Consider the following 1,813-nt stretch of genomic DNA (forward strand, 5'->3'; position numbering starts at 1 on the left):
TGTTGATTGCCACTGAGATGTGACCCGGGATTACCATTGAGAATTGACCCGGGTGGGTATGAGTTATGTGCTGCCGTTGACCGGCAGGTTCAAGATGCGGGCTTCTCCTTTCTCGCTTTGGGCGCAGCGGTGCTGGCGCGGAAGCGGAAGCTGTCGTTCCCGGTTTCCAGGATGTGGCAGTGGTGAGTAAGCCGATCGAGCAGCGCGGTGGTCATCTTGGCATCGCCGAACACGCCGGACCATTCGCTGAAGCTCAGGTTGGTGGTGATGACGACGCTGGTGCGCTCGTACAGCTTGCTGAGTAGATGGAAGAGCATGGCCCCACCTGATGGGCTGAAGGGTAAATAGCCCAGCTCATCGAGGATAAGCAGATCGAGGCGGAGCAGGCGCTCGGCCAGTTGGCCGGAACGGTTCGCAGTCTTCTCTTGCTCAAGCACGTTGACCAGATCGACCGTGGAGAAGAAGCGGACCTTCTTGCGGTGATGCTCGACGGCCTGGACGCCCAGGGCAGTGGCGATATGGCTTTTGCCGGTTCCGGGTCCGCCAATCAACACGACGTTGTCGGCGTTTTCCATGAAGTCGCCCTGGTGGAGTTGGCGCACGAGTGGCTCGTTGATCTCGCTGGCGGCAAAGTCGTAGCCTGCCAGATCCTTGTAAGCTGGGAAGCGGGCCGCCTTGATCTGATAGGAGATGGACCTGACCTCTCGCTCGGCCACCTCTGCCTTCAGGAGCCCGGACAGCATCGGCACGGCGGCATCGAAGGCAGGCGCGCCTTGCTCGATCAGGTCGCCGGCGGCCTGCGCCATGCCAAACATCTTGAGGCCGCGCAGCATAACAACGACCGCGGCGCTGGCAGGATCATGACGCATGGCGGATCTCCCTGAGCGTATCGTAGCGATCGACATTGGCCTTGGGCTCCTGCGTCAGGCGCAAGGCCTGAGGCGCATCGATTGGTGCTGCTGGCGGCGCCTTGCCGTCGATAAGGCGATGCAGCACGTTGAGAACGTGGGTCTTGGTGGCGACACCGGCGTCCAGAGCCAACTCGACTGCATGCAAGACAGCCTGCTCGTCGTGATGCAGAACGAGAGACAGGATCTCGACCATCTCCCTGTCGCCACCCGGGCGCCTGAGGAGATGGCCCTGTAATTGCCGGAAGGCTTCGGGCATCTCGAGGAAGGGGGCACCATTACGCAAGGCGCCGGGCTTGCGTTGGACCACCGCCAGATAATGCCGCCAGTCATAGATTGTGCGACCCGGCCTGTGATGGGAACGCTCGATGAGCCGGGCATGTTCGCACACGATCTGGCCTTCGGCAGCGATGACCAGGCGATCCGGGTAGACCCGCAAGCTGACCGGCCGGTTCGCGAAGGATGCCGGAACGGAATAGCGGTTGCGGTCGAAGGCGATGAGGCAGGTTGGCGACACGCGCTTGGTCTGCTCGACAAAACCATCGAAGGGCCTGCCCAGCGGCATCAGGCAGGAAACTTCCTCAGCATGCGCATCGGCCACGGTGCCGGGCATGACACCATGCTGGATCTCGCCCCATTGGGCGATGCACTGTTCTTCCAGCCAGGCGTTCAACTCAGCCAGATCGCGGAAGCTGGGCATCGGTTGCCACAACCGGCGCCGAGCGTCCTGGACGTTCTTCTCGACCTGCCCTTTCTCCCAGCCTGAGGCCGGATTGCAGAAGTCGGTCTCGAACAGATAGTGGCTGGCCATGGCGGCAAACCTCGCGTTGACCTGCCGTGTCTTCCCGGTCCCGATCTTGTCGACAGCGGTCCTCATATTGTCAAAGATCCCGCGCTGGGGCACG

General features: G+C 61.9%; 2 protein-coding genes. Both read right to left on the reverse strand.

Annotated elements, in window-relative coordinates; all coding sequences use genetic code 11:
- Positions 1 to 89: 89 nt before the first annotated feature.
- The gene (istB, locus tag GVL61_RS24375) at positions 90 to 869 is read right to left on the reverse strand and encodes an IS21-like element helper ATPase IstB (RefSeq protein WP_159983860.1); all 780 of its coding nucleotides are present in this window, start codon (positions 867 to 869) and stop codon (positions 90 to 92) included.
- A partial coding sequence (locus GVL61_RS24380) for a transposase (protein WP_200844959.1) occupies positions 859 to 1,813 on the reverse strand: 955 nt, incomplete at its 5' end. The genes istB and GVL61_RS24380, both read right to left, overlap by 11 nt.

The organism is Novosphingobium sp. 18050 (genome assembly GCF_902706195.1).
Taxonomy (GTDB): domain Bacteria; phylum Pseudomonadota; class Alphaproteobacteria; order Sphingomonadales; family Sphingomonadaceae; genus Novosphingobium.

Excerpts from the sequence above, each read along its gene's own strand:
- istB (WP_159983860.1), bottom strand. The coding sequence starts at position 869 with ATGCGTCATGATCCTGCCAGCGCCGCGGTCGTTGTTATGCTGCGCGGC.